Source organism: Paenibacillus sp. GCM10027628 (genome assembly GCF_042676385.1).
Lineage (GTDB): Bacteria > Bacillota > Bacilli > Paenibacillales > NBRC-103111 > Paenibacillus_E.
The window spans coordinates 1-16,177 of record NZ_JBHTHA010000043.1; the positions used below are offsets into that span (position 1 = coordinate 1).

The following is a 16,177-nucleotide window of genomic DNA, read 5'->3' on the forward strand; positions in this document are numbered from 1 at the left end:
GCCCGAATCCTGATCGGCATCGTCCAAAAAGGAGAAACATTTTTGCCCGAGAAGGCAAGTTGTATTTTTAATCAAGCAGCATAAAAAACTTTGAATACCACGTAGATTGACTCATTCGCAGGATTTAAAAAGAAAGCACGGAGAACCGAGTTACTGCCCGAAAAGGGCCTAGACCCGTCCGCTAAACGCAATCGGTCTCCACACCTTGGATAGGTATGACGATGGAATGTAAGGGCTTAGACCCGTAGAGCCATGGGATGGTAAACTTCCAGGGTATTCGTGGAATATGCGTGCAGTAGAGTAAGATTTAGAGGAAAGGCTTTTACGGTTCCTCTGTTCCCGCCCGCTTAAATAAGTGACCACTTATCCAAATGAGTTTGTTTTCCAGGCAATCGTTATTATTCAAGGTGATGAAATCCTGCGAATGAGTGAGTAAACGTAAGATAAACCCTTAAAACCGAGGGACGGGCAGTTTAAAGGAATAAATGACTCCCTTTTTTTACCAAATGTATGGTTCAATACATCTAAAATCTTGGTATTACGATAATTAAGGAGTGTGAAAATGTGAGTATTATTTTAAGTAAAGTTGGAGCCATTTTTGTCCCAGTGAGTAACATTAGAGAAGCAAGGGAATGGTATTGTTCCATTCTTGGTCTGGAACCTACGTTTGATATTATCGCTGGACATCTTTGTTGTATACCATTGGATAATAATGGTTTAAATCTCGTTTTAGATAGCAATATTTACAGTGGGGATTCATACTTTAGAAAACCTGCCTTCCATTTTAACACTAACGATATACATAAGGCTTACCAGTTCATGAAAGATCGTAAAATTGAAATTATCACCGATATAGAGAATGGTCATTGGTTTAATTTTAAAGATCCAGATGGGAACATATTGATGATTTGTAAATGTTAGAGTGTTGCACTAACGGGAGTTATCTTTGAACTTCACCGAATGTACAATCTTTTATGGGGAAAAGGGATGACCTAAATGCTTGTTATTAGACAGTTTTCTTTTCAGGATCTTGATGTGATAACCGAGTTGATGGGTGATTTAGGTCATCCTACAACAAAGGAGCTGATGCTTAAAAGAATGGAGGTCATAAGCTCTAATCCAATGTATTGTACTTTTGTAGCTGAGATTGAAGGAAATGTGGTTGGAATGGTTGGTCTTCGTCAATTGTACACTTATGAAGGAGACAATGTAGCAGGCCAGATCTCTGTACTCGTCACAAAAGCAGAGTATAGAGGTAAAGGAGTAGGAAAGGCACTTATAAAGCAGGCGGAAACATGGGCTAAGGAGCATGGTGCAAATGTTATTGTTCTTACTAGCGGTAGTAGACCAGAGCGGGAAGAAGCACATGAATTCTATAAGCACTTAGGTTTTACTGTTTCTGGTTTGCGGTTTACAAAGAGGGTCTAGGGGATAAAGCTAACGGAAAACGATAGCACGATAACAACAGGCTGCCGGCTTACTCGGTAGCCTGTTGAAGTAATGGGAGTTTAACGTGGTATAATTTGTACGGAATAGGGACGGGGTGATCGTTTATATGGGAAACACAATATGGTTATGTGACAATTGCGATGAAAAAATTGTTGAGTCACTCTCTATATCCAATAAAGCCACTATTGTGCTTCTAGAGGTACTGGCACTAAGTGGGTCAGACTTAGCAGTAACAGACAGAGAGAAAGAGTTTATCGTTTGGTTGAATCAAAGGGATCAATCAGTTGTAGGTATTGGAACTGTGGGATTTAGCATTAGTGAGATGCGTTGGACGAAAAGAGATTTTAACGAGGAAAGGAGATTTTTGTTGTCTGTTATTGATGGTGCAATTAATAAACAGAGATGGGGAGATTTAAATTACACCCATAATGAGGACGGAGTAGTAAGGAATTTAAATCATTTACGCTTGTTAATAACCAATTTTAAAGAAGAATTAGTAGATGAGAGTCATTCATTTACTGGTCGACCACAGACGAGTTAGATGAGGAACCTACAATTCCTATTGGTTTCCCTCAATGTTCTAAGCATAAAGTTATTCTATCTTGCCATGGTTGCTTATTTTGTAATAATGGTATGTAGTCTTACGGAGACGAATGCTCAGTTACACCACGAAGCTGCCGCATATCAACCCATTGGGAGCCTCATTCAGTTAAAGGTCTCGGATCGGAGAAAAAGAATGGTAATAGTCTCCTTTAATTTTGAATCGAAAGAAAGGTAGTGGATTACATGTGGATGGAATTGATAAAAAGATATAACGACATGTATAGATTTATTGAGCCTTGCACGGAAGACCAGTTGCTTAATGTTGAGAAGACTCTCAATGTTGAATTTCCTATGGAACTTTCAGATCTATTACTTGAGAGCGATGGAGTTCAAGATCAATATGGATGTGACATAATATGGAGTCTCGAACGGATAGAAAAGGATAATATTGCATTTAGAGTTAATCCTGATTTTAAAGATCTCTATATGCCATTTGATCATCTTCTCTTTTTTTCAGATGCAGGGAATGGAGACCAATTTGCATTTGCAATTCTAAATGGGAAAATCACTAAGAATGATATTTATGTTTGGAACCATGAAGATGACAGTAGATCATGGATAAGTGGTTCATTAAATAGTTTTATAAATGGATGGCTTAGCGGTGCAATCAGTGTATAACCCCCGTCAAGAACGTTGGGAACATACTATGAAAATTGGTTGCCTACATTTTCTATTAGCATTTTTTGATGAGCTAACGAGTACGATAGTCGTATAACCAGGGAGCAGATCGCCGCGGCCGGCGGCTGTTCCTTTTTTCTTTGAAGTATCGGGCAGTTTAGTTCCAATATGTGTTAAAATGAGTGGGACTAAAATTTGGAGTTGAAGTAATGACAATTAGCAAAAAAGGGTCAAGAAAGATTATTGTCGGGCAAGAGCCATTCAGATAGGTAATCACTCCATCAGCAAGAGGTATTATTACGTTAACCGTTCAGCATGATGAAATGAAAGGGCAATTGCTCCGAGTTGATATAGAGTCAGACATCAACGAATTCTTGGTGGAGTTTCCGAATGTTGAATCACTCAATAATAAAATCGTGATGCCTGCTGAAATAGCTTTAATTATTTCGGAGGCAATCATACAAGGTTGGAAACCTAGGGAGAAAGGTGCGTTATTAAGTTTCAAACATTCAGAAAACAAGCTGTTATCGTTGAAATAATGGGAGAGGATAGTTCCAAAACGAGATAACGGCAGCAGACCAGTCAGCTTAGTCCAACTGAATTGGATATGTAACTTTTAATGAGGAGAATTAATACTATTGAAGCTTTTTACAAAGGAATTCAAGAAAATTGTAGTCGACGATTATCCATTTCTTTGTGTAATCGACCAAAGGTCTGAAAACGAGCGCATTAGTTTTAAGATTTATCCATCCAATACGAAAACATCATATTTCTTGATTTTCTTCTCTTGGAAAATCAATTGGGCAACGAATCTTTGCCAACCAATGGTTTGTGCTAAGTTAATTCATTACGCCATTAGCAGTGGCTGGGACTATAAATCTGAACGCGCTGTGCTCAAACTCCAAGATGGAGGCATTCTGGTAGATCGGCTCGGTTTGGATGAATTAATTCGGTAACGGTACGCGTTTTGGCTATCGGCTAAGCTAACGAAAATCTCAATCAAAAAGAAAAAAACAGCCGGTCATTGTGATCGGCTGTTATTCATGCAAGAAAATCCCTTTATTATCCCAACGAATGAATGGTACGCTCCATTACGCGTTGAATGAAACATTGCAATTCGTCTATGAATAACTTTGCTGCTTGCCCCATAAACTTGTCCGTCCGATGTATGATGCAGATATCCTGACTAGGGGTAGGATTAAGCAAAGTAACCGCTGAAATTTTATCGCGGTCTAAATAATCAAGCAGTAGTCGTGGAAGAATTGAAGCTCCTATCCCTTGTTCGACTAATGATAGCAGCGTCGATAACGAAGAGGTTAAAATCGGAGTATCTATTGAAATTCCTTTTTCTTGGCAACAAGAATGGATGACCTTCGTAATCTGGTGCTCGGGACCGAACATCACCATTTTTAGCTGCTGTAACTGTTCGAAGGGGATCGCCTTTGACTTCGCAACGGGGTGATCCGAATGAATAGCCAAAGCAAACTCCTCGTGAAACAAAGGAATGATAGAGATTCGGTCATCCGGATTTGAAGGCACAGTGGTAACTCCAAGATCTCTTATGCCGTCAACAACCTGTTCATATACATCCATCGTCTCCGTAACACTTATTGAAAGCTTTGGATATGCAAGGTGGAAGTCGATCAACAGTGCATCAAACAGCAAGTCCCCATCGCCTGGGAGAATTCCAATGTCCAGCCTGCCGCCTTCCATTCGCTTAAGATCCGTTATTGCCCCTTTAATATAGTCGACGCGTTCGAAGATGATATGACATTGCTCCAACAAGATCTTACCCGCATCCGTTAGCGCGATCCGTTTGCCAATGCGATCGAATAGAGGTAGCCCGAGCTCGTTCTCCAAAAACTTAATCTGTTGACTCAGATTCGACTGTGTCGTGCAGAGGTTTGCGGCCGCCCTTGAGAAATGCATCTCCTTACATACAGCAGCAAAATATTCAAGCTGTCTAAGTTCCATTCCTCAGTGCTCCTTCCAATAAACGATCTCCATTCATTATTATAACGGCCTATCGAATTTATCCCAACAAATTTCTATTCAATCATTACTAAAACTGATCAATTGCATCGGAATCTCGTGATTGTTGCATTATGGGGAAAAAGGTACACTTTGGATGTGAAAGCGAAACACATACAACAATTGATTGGGAGGCGTTTCAATGGGTGTACAATCGATCATAAATACGGGTAAAATTTTGCGTCAAATCGTTATCGGGCAGCTTCAGGGTGTTTCGGAGGATCAACTCGACATGCAACCGGAAGGCTTCAATAATACAATTCGCTGGAATGTTGGCCACATGATTTATTGGATGGATAAATACTCCACCTTATCTTTCGGATCCCCATCCGCGATTCCGGCTCATTTTGAAGCACTGTTTTGCTCAGGAACGAAGCCCTCGGATTGGACGATAGCTCCTCCATCGAAGGAAGAGCTGACAGAATTGTTAGTGGCACAGCTTTCCCGTCTCTCCGAGCTGACGCCCGAAAGGCTAGACACAAATCTGCAATTGCCGTTTGAAATGGGCCCGTTCCAATTCAATACCTCCGGTGAGTTATTCAACTTCGCTTTGATGCACGAAGCCATTCACCTTGGAATCCTTTCAAGCCAGATGAAATTAAATCAATAAAAAGTCGCCTGTCACCGATACGACCCTGTGCGGTCGGATGATCTACAAGTATATGGAAAAGTGGGGGGATTCTTATGGAGACATCAGAATCTCCTCCAAAGTTCATTATATAGGAGGATTTCACATGTCAAACCGCTTGGTGGTACTGTTGCTTGCGATCGGCGCATTCGTTGCCGGAACCGGAGAATTGATTATCGCAGGCATTATTGATTTGATCGCATCGGATTTGCACGTATCCGTAGCGCTCGCCGGTCAGCTCGTTACCGTTTTCTCCTTGTCTTTTGCCATCGGAACCCCGTTCGTGATCGCTCTGACGGCTAGAATGAATCGCAAAAAATTGCTGCTGATCACGCTTGCGTGCTCTTTAGTCGGCTGCATGGTTGCGATGCTCGCCGATAGCTACGCCGCTATGGTGCTTTCTCGCGCCATTCTTGGAGTTTGCTCTGGTGTATTTAACGTGGTGGCTTTCGCTTTAGCGGCCAACCTCGTCGCCCCCGACAAACGCGGTAGCGCCATCGGCAGCATCCAGGTCGGATCCAGCGCTTCGCTTGTCGTCGGAGTCCCTCTTGGAATTGTCATTGCCGAACATATCGGCTGGCATGCTATATTCGGCGTACTTGCGGCGGCTACCGTCATCATCCTGCTCGTGATCCTGCAAAAATTGCCCGGCATCCCCGGCCAAGCGGCACCGCTGGGAAACACGATGAACGGTATGAAGAGACCTCGCGTCATCGCCGCATTGCTGATAAATTTATTGAACGTCGTCGGATACTCCGTCTGCTACACTTTTATAACGCCGTTTTTGCAAAGCATGGCGCATTTTACGCACGCATCGATCGGCCTAATGTTGCTGCTTATGGGAATATGCGCGACGGTCGGCTCGCGCATAGGCGGTTATGCAACCGACAAATATGGCGTATCCAGAACATTGTTCACGCTTTTGGCCGTCCACGCCGTGTCTTTGCTGCTCTCTCCGCTGTTGGCTCAGTCGGCGGCTGGCGCTGTCGCAATGATCATCATATGGGGCATATCCGCCTGGGCAACAGTTCCAACCACGATGTTTTATTTGATTTCGCTCGTGCCCGAATCGGCGGAAATGGCAATTAGCGTCAATACGTCGGTGCTCCACATCGGCATCGCTTTGGGCGGAGCCGCAGGAGGAATGGTCGTTAGCCATTGGTCCGTCAATCATGTAGGCTGGATTGGAGGGCTCACCGTCATCTTCGGGCTGCTTGCGGCGATATGCACTTTGGTGGTAGGGAGAAGCAAGGCAAATTGGGCCAAGGGACTGCAAAGAAGCTAAAAGCGCTTATGGCCGCTCCTCGCCAATCTAATATTGAATGTATCTTCGTTTATAATCATCCAGTATACTTTTTTCTATTGATAAATGTAATTTTGATAATTCATTCATTATGAGCTGATATGTTTCATCTTTAATTATCTGGTTAGGTTGTGCTAGATCCAAAGAGTTAATATAAATAATCCGATTACCAGTAGGTGGGTGAGTAGCATCTAGTCGTGAGTTATCTAAAAGCTCTACTCTTTTTATCCTTTCTAGTTCTTTTGCAGGTACCATTAAGATTTGCTCAACAAAATCTTGAAAAAAATGCCCTTCCCTCTTTGTGTTCAGAACTTTAAGTATTGTGAATTCAAATAAGTCGTGGAAATGTAGCTTATCTAGTAGCGAAAGAATTGCTTCTTTTCCTGCCATTTTGGCCGCGAATTGATCTGCCAAATATTCTGCCCGTTGAGAGTCACGCCAATTAACCTACGTAGAAGCAAACAGGATGTCGGTTCCGTTTTACTTTATTAACCTTTTGTGCTATGATTGACTTATTATTCAAATTGAAACCAATTCACATATCGAAAAGGGTCACATTTTTATGATGAAACTTTTTTCGATATGTGAATTTTTTTTTCTGGGAATGATCATTTAAATAAATTAATATTTGGAGGAATCCCTATGCAAACAGGTACAGTTAAATGGTTTAACGCTGAAAAAGGTTTCGGCTTTATCGAAATTGAAAACGGTAACGACGTATTCGTGCATTTCAGCGCGATTGAAGGTGATGGTTACAAGTCGTTGGATGAAGGTCAACGCGTCCAGTTCAATGTAGCCCAAGGAAATCGCGGACCGCAGGCTGAGAACGTTACGAAAGTTTATTAATCTTTCAAGCTGCCCTAAATGTGATGGGGCAGCTTTTTCTTTCTTCCTGCTTCTATCCATAAACGAAAGTTGTCTGTGTCGTAATTAATCTAATAAAAGCGAGGTATCGTAAATGAACAAAGAACAATTGATCGAAGATGTGGCGAAATCTAGTGGATTTTCAAAAAAGAATGCTGAAAAAGCTGTAACGTATGTATTGGACTCGATTTTTGAAGCTTTAAAACAAGGCAAAGAAGTTCAACTAGTTGGTTTCGGAAAATTTGCTGTCCGTAGTCGTGAAGCACGCATGGGAATAAGTCGCAAAACTGGTAAAGAGGTAGAAATTCCGGCGGGTAAAGTTCCAGTATTCACGGCGGGAATCACTCTCAAAGAAGCTTTAAATGAAGCTTCACGCCACCAAAAGCTTTATAAAATAAAGATGTGACCACACCTGAAAAGCGGCTTTTTATCAATATAAATACACATGATTACAAACAGGATTTGCAGAGCAAAGTGGACGATTTGAACAATTTAAAGAATCACGCAAGCAAGGAAAGGGAGGGGATATCATAATTGGAGAAATGATTCTTTCCGACCGTCCTGTAAAGGCAATTAAGAAGAGTTCGTGGTTGATAATGACTTCCTGCGTTTTTTCTTCATTTATCTATACAATTTGGGGCGGAGTCCTTTTGCTCTCCTGTCTCGTTTACTTGGCTATATCAAAACGAATTCGTTTTGATATGAGGAATCAAGATTGATGCGAATAACATTGGGTATGTTGCAGAAATTCAAAGAGTTTCTTGATAAGACCTCGGTACCGTTACGAGAAATTACAGTTCAGGAGCTGCAATGAAGCAGCTTCTTTTTGCTTTCATTGAAGTAACGGAGGTTGGTTCCAATATGTGGCATAATGATGTTGTTAAAGGAGGTTATTAAATGCATCAAACATACAGTACGATCTCCATTAAACAAAAATCTATAGGTTTTTTGTTTTTAATTTTAGGTATATTAATATTTCTTATTAAATTCCTGTCGGATAGTGCAGATAATGTAGGGGAGAGCCCTACACTTTTTTACATCGGGGGGAATGGTGAGGTAAGAGGTCATGATGTATTGGTAGATAAAGTTATACCTCTTGAAGAGACCAAAATTGTGAAACCTGGCGAACAAGTCCAGTTTAATGGAAAATTCAACGTAAATACCAGTGGGTTATCTGAGGAAGAGATTCGAAAAATGATTCCAATAATAGAGGCTTACAGAGTCGTGTTCAATCGACATGAAGAAATAATTTTTCCAGTAAAGAAGTAAGTTATTATAAGTGTCAGTTCAAGTAACTGAGAACGATAATCGAGGAGCTTGCCACGATGTGACTTAGTAAGGTTACAATTTATCTTAAATAACCCATCAGAGAGTAGTCCTCGTGCGGAAAAAATGTGGGTGGAAATTGCCGAAAAGAAGTTATTTAGTAAAAAATATATCGGCCCTAAGAGGCGTGTTTGGAGCTGCCTTCGAAAGAAAAGATAAAAAAAGTCCATGGATAGAAGTAAAGGACTGGATGGGATATTGATCACGACTTAGCTACTTCTCATTCGTTCGTTTCCGATGTCACAAATCAGAACCTTACATCGTTATATATGCAAAACGTAAAAGGAGCTGAGGAAAGATGATCGATGATGGGTGTCTTCGGCATCGGCCTGGGGCAAAACCGCGGGTTGCTGTGGGCACGTAAATGGGGGCTTGATATTCCGCAGTTTTCCCGAAAAATTTGATTACAAAAAAACAGCAAAGGAAGGTTGATTCCACATGATAGGAACCGAGAGTAAGAAACAAGAAATTTTAAAAGCTTACCAGTTCAGACATTCTTGCAAGGCATTTGACACCAACAAAAAGATTTCAGATGAAGATTTTCACTTTATTTTGGAGACAGGAAGATTGTCACCAAGTTCAGTTGGCCTCGAGCCTTGGAAGTTTGTCGTGATCCAGGATGCAGCGCTTCGCGAAAAATTAAAACCTGTAACTGGCGGTGCCCAAGGACAACTGCCTACTGCCAGCCATTTTGTAGTTATATTGGCCAGACAAGGCTTGAGGCATGATTCGGCTCACGTGATCAAAATGTTGAAAGACATTCATCATATGCCTGAAGAAGTTGTGCAGCATGTTTCCGGTTTCTATAAATCCTTCGTCGAAACAGATCTCGAAGATAATGATCGTCTCATTTTTGAATGGGCAGTCAAACAAACATATATAGCATTGGGAAACATGATGACAGCCGCGGCACAAATTGGCATTGATTCCAGTCCGATCGAAGGTTTTGATAAAAAACAGGTAACCTCTATTTTACAAAATGAGGGCATCATTAACGCCAACGATTTCGGTGTAGCCTGTATGGTCGCTTTCGGATATCGGCAAGAGGATCCCAAACGTCCAAAAGCAAGACAAAATCTCGATGAGATTGTTGAGTGGCGATAAACGGATAGTTCTCAGCATCAGAGGAACGGTTACGGCGACGTTTATTATAGATAAAGAAGGGATAATCCGCCGCGCGTACGTCAATCCGGACTTCATGAAACGGATGGAGCCTCAGGAAATCATCGATCAATTGAAGAAGCTCTAAGAGTAGTATGAAAGATAGGTAGCATCATGCAATTTCGGATTATGAGAGAAGGGGCAGTCCCAAAAGTCATCATAAATGACAAAGGGGCCGCCCCTTTTTATTGACCGGACAAGATGTTCGGTGATCGCCGATGGAGAACAATAAGCGTGCTAAAGAAAAACATGAAAACCACCTTTACCCTTGACGTGAATGTGGTTTTTTTTGGAAAATGAAGAAGCTGGTAAGTCGGTCCAAGATAGAAAAGAAGTTACGGAAGGAGCAAGTCCGATGCAGGATCTTTACAAGCAGTACAAGAAGCTGTTGTTCAAGCTTGCTTATCAATTGACAGGATCAGTTTCAGATGCAGAAGACGCAGTACAAGATGTTTTCGTTAAAGCACATAGTGTTCCGCTAGAGCGATTGGAGGAGCCGAAGGCTTATCTTTGTAAAATGGTCACCAATCGCTGTAAGGATATGATGAAATCAGCACGAAAAAAAAGGGAGGAATATTTCGGGGAATGGCTTCCAGAGCCGTTTCTCACGCCCAACGACGATTTAATGGAAACATTTGAAAGGGATGATCTCCTATCTTATGGAATGCTTGTACTGCTCGAGAGACTGACGACCTCCGAGCGGGTCGTGTTCGTCCTCCGCGAGGCGCTAGGCTTCGATTACAACGAGATAGCCCAGCTCATGGAAAAAAGCGAAGTGAGCTGCCGCAAACTGCTCAGCCGCGCGAGTGCAAAGATGGGACGGATATCAGATGAACCAATTCATATCCATACTGAGAGCCAGGAATGGGTTCAAGGATTTATGGGAGCGCTTAAGAAAGGGAACATGAATCAACTATTATCGTTGCTGGATCAGGATGTCGTTCTCGTTGTCGATGGTGGTGGTAAAGTGCTTGCTACGGTCAATCCGATTGCTTCGAGTGAACGGGTTGGTCGTTTCCTTCTTGGTGGTTTGCGTAAAGCAGCTATGAACGGAGAAGAAGTGGTCGTCGAAATGGGTCAAGTCAATGGACAACCTGCCATACTTCTTCGTTCGGAAGATAGCGCAGTCCATACGGTGATGCTCTTTCACATCGATAAAGGGAAGATCCACAATCTATATATCGTTAGGAACCCCGACAAGCTGGGGCATATCTTATGAGCATGATCGTTACGAAAGGGCAGGTTAGTGAGAATGCCAGTGTTTTATGATACAGTAGTTTTAGGGCTCGTAAGGAGATCGAAGCGGTGAATAACAAAATGATGCATTATGCAGGCGTTATGACAGAGGCATCGACACCAGAAGAAGTCAGAGTTATCCAATTAGTAAATAAAGAGATAAAAGGAGACTTGGAAATGTCCTATATCGTTGATTTTAAAAATGTGTCTACGGTTGGATTAGAATCTTCACCTGTAGTAGAAGCGCTTGCTGGATTGCGTGCTAATGAAGCCCGTTACTTTATGAACAAATATGAGCATGAATTTACGGTTGTACCAGCCAGCGAAAGCCAGGAGACCCTTGATTATGTGAACCGAATTTTGAAAGAGCGTGATATTGAGTTTGCAGCCAAACCCTTAGAGACGTCGCGTTTTCAAGTGGAAAATATTAAATTTGCTTACGTCTTTTATGAGGATGGTCTTGGAGTCAATGTCATGTATACGGTTGATGACCCTAAGAAGCGGGCCGTTGGTTTTAAACTTTCTGAAGGGATGGAGGTACCAAAGGAGTTAGAAGAGAAGTTTAAGTTTGCTAGGCAGAAGTCTAAACTAGCTGGAACCATTCGGGGCTCGTTTTTTGTAATTAAAGGAGAATATTAAAGTAAGATAACACACTATTACAACAGGCTGCTGGAATTATTCAGCAGCCTGTTCAGCAAACGAGCGGTTAAATTCCGAAATATGGGATATATTGAAAGGTGAGTATGCGTGCAGCTAATAAGCTTTAACAATTTCTCGTTGACAGAGGGCAAATTTATTTTTATACTGTAACTAATTCCGAAACAGTTATCATTTTTGTAACAGTTATAGAAAAATTGGTTAACATGGCTGCGAAAATATTTCTAGATATTCTAAATAATTAATTTTGGAGGTTGTTATGAATAACACTCATTCTGTTCAATCCCTGTTCAAATCATTCTCATTCAAGAATATGGATCTATCTAATCGTATCGTGATGGCACCGATGACCCGGCAATTTTCCCCAGATGGGGTACCGGGTTTGGATGTGGCTTCTTATTACCGTCGCAGGGCTGAGAACGGTGTTGGCCTAATAGTTACTGAGGGTACAATCATTAATCACCCGGATTCCTCAAATCAAGGCAATGTACCACACTTCTTTGGGGAGGCAGCTTTAGCGGGTTGGGCAAAGGTAGTGGCTGAAGTACACGAAGCAGGCGGACGAATTATTCCGCAGATTTGGCATATGGGTGCACGAGGCCATGTTGGCGATTATTCGGAATCGGAAATCGCCACAATCGTCCAAGCTTTTGCACAGGCGGCATTAGAAGCCAAACGGCTTGGATTTGACGGAATCGAGCTCCATGGTGCGCATGGATACTTGATCGACCAATTCTTCTGGGAGAAAACAAACCCGCGCACTGACAGATATGGCGGCGACATGGTTGCGCGCACCCGTTTTGCAGTGGAGGTCATCGAGGCTTGCCGCCAGGCTGTCGGGCCAGAGTTTCCGATCGTACTGCGTTTCTCGCAATGGAAGGCAACTGATTACACAGCAAAATTAGCTGAAACCCCGGCACTGCTGGAACAGTTTTTGGCGCCATTAGTTGATGCGGGCGTTGATATGTTCCACTGCTCAACTCGCCGCTTCTGGGAGCCTGAGTTTCCGGGATCTGATCTGAATCTTGCCGGATGGACAAAAAAGTTGACTGGCAAACCGACGATTACGGTCGGATCGGTTGGTCTCGATAGTGATTTTATGAGCCTCTTTACCGAAGGAAAGGGAGCCGGTAATGCCACGATCGACAGGTTGATCGAGATGCTCGAACGAGAAGAATTTGATCTGGTAGCCGTAGGCCGGGCATTATTGGTCGACCCTGCTTGGGCAAACAAAATTCGCGACGACCGAACAGCCGAACTGATCCCGTTTACGACTGAGGCTATAAAAACACTTCAATAAGATTCTGCTTGATTAGAATAAATGGGACACTTTTTGAACTAAAAAATGGCAGTACATTAAAAATAGATATATTAAAAAACCTTCACGGCATGCGGCAAGCCGGAAGGTTTTTTTTCATACTAGCGTGGTGTTATCGCACTCTATTTTGCCAGAGTAACACATCCGCTTCACCTACAATATAATGAATGAGTCTAGAAATCTAAAGAGGTGAGCCAATGGCAGTCGTAAGAGCCAGGAAACAGGATATTGATATGTTGGCAAGGTTGCTTCGAGCTGAAGCTGAGACCGAAGGCGAAATGGGCATGCTCCTTGTTGGAAATGTTGGCATCAACCGAATAAGAGCGAATTGCTCCGATTTTAAAGGAATCCGGACAATTCCCCAAATGATCAACCAGCCGCATGCGTTCGAAGCGTTGCAACATGGTTTGTACTATCAAAACGCAAGAGATAGGGAACGCCGTCTGGCGCAACGGGCTGTGAATGGGGATCGGAATTGGCCAGCCAAATTCTCCCTATGGTATTTCCGTCCAGGAACGTTCGAAAATCCCGGACCATGTCCGCCAACTTGGTATAATCAGCCGCTCGTAGGACGATGGAAGAAGCACTGTTTTTATGAACCGACCGCGAAAGAATGTGAAAATGTATATAATACGTTTTAAGTTTATAAACGAAAAGAGCTCGGGATCTCTTAACCTGACTTGTCACAGCCATGTATCGGTTGACAAGAACTTTATCTCATTAAGTGCCGCGTAAATCGCGGCTTTTTTGGATTTAGTGGAATGGCAGTTCCCTCGACTATAGTCGAGTTAAAATTCAGTCTCGGGTCGATTTTGGACATTTTTTCAATAAAGTATAATGAGATATATAAAAAGGTAACAGGAAAGGGATGGTTTTATGGAAAATAGCACGAAAGTTCCCCAAGAGGTAAAAAGGTCATTTCTGTTTTGGCTCATTGCAATCGCAGCAGGAGTGTTTGAAATGATCATCGCTGTAACTGAAATACTATCTAGAGACTCGGGGCCAGGAAACAGTATATTCATCGCAGTAGGAATCAGGACATTAATCTTTGCCGCACTTATTTACATAATTTTTAAGATGTACCGTGGAAGAAACTGGGCACGTATAGCATTGGCAATACTTCTTGGTGGAATTGGAACTCTCTCCTTAGTTATCGACCCAATCAAGTGGATTATGGAAGGGAATTCCCTTGTGCAAGCATTTGCTGGCATGACTTTATACTCCACTCTGTTCGGATTAAGTCGAATTGTCCATTTAGCCTCGGTTATATTTGCATTGATTCTCATGTTTCGACCCGCTGCTAATAAATATTATCGAGCAGTGGCATGATCGTTAGGACAAGTGCTCGCTAAACTAAACAGAGTACGATAGTGAAGGAGCTTACCTCGTGGAAGTTCCTTTTTTTTTTGTTCATTCAAGTAACGGGAAGTATAGTTGAACGGAATAAGTAAGGTAAAGTTATCGAAACAAGAACGAATCTGTATGAATTATCGAACAGAATTAAACTCTTTTCTTAAAAAAGCACTAATCTGTATGAATTTTCACACAGAATTATGGAATTTGNTAACTATATTTGAGGGGCTTGCTTCGCGGAACTGGCAGCATAGTTCAATAAAGAAGTTTGCCTAAAACGATTTTTCTAACGATGCATGATAATCCAGAAATTCTTATGGGAAACCATTGAAATAGTCATATACATAATAGTAATATTATAACTATAAAGATCGATCGAACAGTTTACGAATTGACTGAGGAAGGAAGGGAAGTATCGAAAAATTGGCTTCGGGAGATGCTCTCGGTCCGATCTCAGGAATATCCGGATTTTCCAGTAGCCGTCTCTTTTCTCACCCTTCTGGTACCGGAAGACGTTCAGCGGCAATTCGAGAAGAAGGAGATCGTTCCCCGATTGTTCATGCTGGAGGTAGAGCATAGCCGTGCCGTTTTGTGGGCTGAACTTGAATGGTTGCGCGACATCATCGAAGATTTCCGCACGGCATCGTCGCGATATAAGCATACGAATTTATGCGGTTCGATTTAATGGCAAATTCTAAGGAGGCGTTATGAATGATGAGTGCATCCCCTATTCAATCCAGTGCACCGACGACGGAGCCACCCTATACAACCAGCTCCGTAATCTCCAGAGACGGCACCGCGATCGGTTATCGCCAATTTGGTCAAGGACCGGGCATAGTGGTGGTACATGGCGCCAATTTATCTTCGCAAAACCTCATGCAGCTCGCGCAGCGGTTAGCCGATGCGTTCACGGTCTACGTTCCCGACCGCCGAGGTCGCGGCCTCAGAGGACCCTTCGGCGAAGATTACGGCATCCGGAAGGAAGTCGAAGATTTGGAGACGCTCCTTACTCAAACAGGCGCCCACTATGTCTTCGGGATTAGCTCGGGGGGCTCATTGCACTTGAAGCAGCGCTCGCATTGCCCGCTATTCGCAAGGTCGCCCTCTACGAACCCGCACTATTGATGAACTCGGCACGGACGGAATGGTTGGCTCGTTATGACCAGGAGATCGCTCAAGGTAAGACGGCCGCCGCTCTCGTCACTTGTTTGAAAGGGCTGCAACTGGGAGGAGCGGTACTTAGTGCCATCCCACGCTGGTTGCTCGAGTCCATGACGAACAAGATGATGGATAGCGAGGACAAGAATGCGAAGAAGAACAACGTAACCATGAGAATGCTGGCTCCTACACTTCATTATGACGGGCGGTTGCTCGTTGAGATGACTGGGAAGCTGGATCGATTTAGGGCTTTGAGCACCGAAACGCTGTTACTCGGCGGTAGTAAAGGGTTGTCATACCTGAAGCCTACGCTCGACGCTTTAGAGAAAGTGCTCCCTCAGGCCAAACGAATGGAATTGCCCGGACTTGATCATGGCGGAGCGTGCGATATAAGCAATACCAATAGAGGCGGCAAGCCGGAAGTGGTGGCGAAGGAATTACGGCGGTTCTTTGCCTAAGCGCAAATGTACAA

At 42.9% G+C, this 16,177-nt stretch carries 22 protein-coding genes and 1 pseudogene; 21 read left to right on the top strand and 2 right to left on the bottom strand.

The window, feature by feature from the left end:
- The first annotated feature begins 564 nt into the window (after positions 1-564).
- The 5 genes from ACFQZT_RS26800 (at position 565) to ACFQZT_RS26820 (ending at position 3,626) form a co-directional block, all read left to right on the top strand.
- Complete coding sequence (locus ACFQZT_RS26800; protein ID WP_379304994.1) at positions 565-921, top strand: VOC family protein; 357 nt, start codon at positions 565-567, stop codon at positions 919-921.
- Positions 922-996: 75 nt separating this feature from the next.
- Positions 997-1,428 carry a GNAT family N-acetyltransferase gene (locus ACFQZT_RS26805; RefSeq protein ID WP_379304996.1) on the top strand — a complete coding sequence of 144 codons (432 nt, stop codon included), beginning with the start codon at positions 997-999 and terminating at the stop codon, positions 1,426-1,428.
- 127 nt (positions 1,429-1,555) lie between these two features.
- A complete protein-coding gene (locus tag ACFQZT_RS26810; RefSeq protein ID WP_379304998.1) occupies positions 1,556-1,990 on the top strand; it encodes a hypothetical protein in 435 nt (144 codons plus the stop codon).
- A gap of 245 nt (positions 1,991-2,235) precedes the next feature.
- On the top strand, positions 2,236-2,670 hold the full coding sequence (locus ACFQZT_RS26815) for an SMI1/KNR4 family protein (RefSeq protein WP_379305000.1): 435 nt from the start codon (positions 2,236-2,238) through the stop codon (positions 2,668-2,670).
- A gap of 638 nt (positions 2,671-3,308) precedes the next feature.
- A complete protein-coding gene (locus ACFQZT_RS26820) occupies positions 3,309-3,626 on the top strand; it encodes a hypothetical protein (RefSeq protein WP_379305002.1) in 318 nt (105 codons plus the stop codon).
- A gap of 106 nt (positions 3,627-3,732) precedes the next feature.
- Here the strand turns inward: ACFQZT_RS26820 and ACFQZT_RS26825 are convergent, their stop codons facing one another.
- Complete coding sequence (locus tag ACFQZT_RS26825) at positions 3,733-4,644, bottom strand: LysR family transcriptional regulator (protein ID WP_379305004.1); 912 nt, start codon at positions 4,642-4,644, stop codon at positions 3,733-3,735.
- A gap of 199 nt (positions 4,645-4,843) precedes the next feature.
- Between ACFQZT_RS26825 and ACFQZT_RS26830 the strand changes: the two genes are divergently transcribed.
- Positions 4,844-5,311: a DinB family protein gene (locus ACFQZT_RS26830; protein WP_379305006.1), complete on the top strand. Its 468-nt coding sequence runs from the start codon at positions 4,844-4,846 to the stop codon at positions 5,309-5,311.
- Positions 5,312-5,435: 124 nt separating this feature from the next.
- On the top strand, positions 5,436-6,614 hold the full coding sequence (locus tag ACFQZT_RS26835; protein WP_379305008.1) for an MFS transporter: 1,179 nt from the start codon (positions 5,436-5,438) through the stop codon (positions 6,612-6,614).
- 27 nt (positions 6,615-6,641) lie between these two features.
- On the opposite strand, the gene ACFQZT_RS26840 is transcribed toward ACFQZT_RS26835, so the two are convergent.
- Positions 6,642-7,046, bottom strand: a complete 405-nt coding sequence (locus ACFQZT_RS26840; RefSeq protein WP_379305010.1) for a hypothetical protein — start codon at positions 7,044-7,046, stop codon at positions 6,642-6,644.
- Positions 7,047-7,274: 228 nt separating this feature from the next.
- Between ACFQZT_RS26840 and ACFQZT_RS26845 the strand changes: the two genes are divergently transcribed.
- The 14 genes and pseudogenes from ACFQZT_RS26845 to ACFQZT_RS26910 all read left to right on the top strand — a co-directional run bounded on the left by ACFQZT_RS26845 (position 7,275) and on the right by ACFQZT_RS26910 (position 16,163).
- Positions 7,275-7,478 carry a cold-shock protein gene (locus ACFQZT_RS26845; protein WP_379305012.1) on the top strand — a complete coding sequence of 68 codons (204 nt, stop codon included), beginning with the start codon at positions 7,275-7,277 and terminating at the stop codon, positions 7,476-7,478.
- 112 nt (positions 7,479-7,590) lie between these two features.
- On the top strand, positions 7,591-7,902 hold the full coding sequence (locus ACFQZT_RS26850) for an HU family DNA-binding protein (RefSeq protein ID WP_379305014.1): 312 nt from the start codon (positions 7,591-7,593) through the stop codon (positions 7,900-7,902).
- A 491-nt stretch (positions 7,903-8,393) separates the two neighbouring features.
- Positions 8,394-8,765 carry a hypothetical protein gene (locus ACFQZT_RS26855; protein ID WP_379305016.1) on the top strand — a complete coding sequence of 124 codons (372 nt, stop codon included), beginning with the start codon at positions 8,394-8,396 and terminating at the stop codon, positions 8,763-8,765.
- A 495-nt stretch (positions 8,766-9,260) separates the two neighbouring features.
- A complete protein-coding gene (locus ACFQZT_RS26860; RefSeq protein ID WP_379305018.1) occupies positions 9,261-9,926 on the top strand; it encodes an NAD(P)H-dependent oxidoreductase in 666 nt (221 codons plus the stop codon).
- Positions 9,904-10,071, top strand: a complete 168-nt coding sequence (locus ACFQZT_RS26865; RefSeq protein ID WP_379305020.1) for a thioredoxin domain-containing protein — start codon at positions 9,904-9,906, stop codon at positions 10,069-10,071. Before ACFQZT_RS26860 ends, ACFQZT_RS26865 begins: the two co-directional genes overlap by 23 nt.
- A gap of 267 nt (positions 10,072-10,338) precedes the next feature.
- Positions 10,339-11,202 (top strand): RNA polymerase sigma factor SigJ, encoded by an 864-nt coding sequence (gene sigJ, locus ACFQZT_RS26870; RefSeq protein ID WP_379305022.1) that lies wholly within the window; start codon positions 10,339-10,341, stop codon positions 11,200-11,202.
- Between the two features lie 80 nt (positions 11,203-11,282).
- A pseudogene (locus ACFQZT_RS26875) lies at positions 11,283-11,390 on the top strand (transcriptional regulator); the annotation flags it as partial.
- Positions 11,391-11,396: 6 nt separating this feature from the next.
- Complete coding sequence (locus ACFQZT_RS26880; protein WP_379305122.1) at positions 11,397-11,858, top strand: phage tail protein; 462 nt, start codon at positions 11,397-11,399, stop codon at positions 11,856-11,858.
- Positions 11,859-12,135: 277 nt separating this feature from the next.
- Complete coding sequence (locus tag ACFQZT_RS26885; protein WP_379305024.1) at positions 12,136-13,176, top strand: NADH:flavin oxidoreductase; 1,041 nt, start codon at positions 12,136-12,138, stop codon at positions 13,174-13,176.
- 215 nt (positions 13,177-13,391) lie between these two features.
- A complete protein-coding gene (locus ACFQZT_RS26890; protein ID WP_379305026.1) occupies positions 13,392-13,835 on the top strand; it encodes a cell wall hydrolase in 444 nt (147 codons plus the stop codon).
- A gap of 235 nt (positions 13,836-14,070) precedes the next feature.
- On the top strand, positions 14,071-14,523 hold the full coding sequence (locus ACFQZT_RS26895) for a hypothetical protein (RefSeq protein ID WP_379305028.1): 453 nt from the start codon (positions 14,071-14,073) through the stop codon (positions 14,521-14,523).
- A gap of 415 nt (positions 14,524-14,938) precedes the next feature.
- On the top strand, positions 14,939-15,232 hold the full coding sequence (locus tag ACFQZT_RS26900) for a hypothetical protein (protein ID WP_379305030.1): 294 nt from the start codon (positions 14,939-14,941) through the stop codon (positions 15,230-15,232).
- A 26-nt stretch (positions 15,233-15,258) separates the two neighbouring features.
- Complete coding sequence (locus ACFQZT_RS26905) at positions 15,259-15,672, top strand: alpha/beta fold hydrolase (RefSeq protein WP_379305032.1); 414 nt, start codon at positions 15,259-15,261, stop codon at positions 15,670-15,672.
- A complete protein-coding gene (locus ACFQZT_RS26910; protein ID WP_379305034.1) occupies positions 15,627-16,163 on the top strand; it encodes a hypothetical protein in 537 nt (178 codons plus the stop codon). Before ACFQZT_RS26905 ends, ACFQZT_RS26910 begins: the two co-directional genes overlap by 46 nt.
- Positions 16,164-16,177 lie beyond the last annotated feature (14 nt).